We start from the raw sequence: 416 nt of genomic DNA on the forward strand, positions 1-416 counted from the left end.
GCCACCGCCCAGTCCTTCCTCGACGAAGGCGGCTACTACTGGAACAGCGGCATGTTCATGTTCGGGGCCCAGCGCTTCCTGGACGAGCTGCAGGTCCACGCCCCATCGATCGCCGAAGCGGCCGAGAAGGCCGTGCGCACCGGCTACCGCGACCTCGACTTCTGCCGCCTGGAAGAAGAAGCGTTTTCCGGCAGCCCGTCCGATTCGATCGACTACGCCGTGATGGAAAAGACCCGCCACGCCGCCGTGGTGCCGGCCGACATCGGCTGGAACGACGTCGGCTCGTGGTCGGCGCTGTGGGAAGTGCAGCCCAAGGATGGCGACGGCAATGCCCAGCGCGGCGACGTCTACCTCGACGGCGTGAAGAATTCGCTGGTGCGCGCCGAAAGCCGCATCGTGGCCGTGGTCGGCGTCGA

1 protein-coding gene is annotated in these 416 nt (G+C 67.1%); it reads left to right on the plus strand.

What is annotated here, in order from left to right:
* On the plus strand, positions 1-416 hold a 416-nt coding region (locus tag AC3XQU_RS23020), incomplete at both ends, for a sugar phosphate nucleotidyltransferase (RefSeq protein WP_489876480.1).

Source organism: Telluria sp. AZSoR62, from assembly GCF_058111565.1.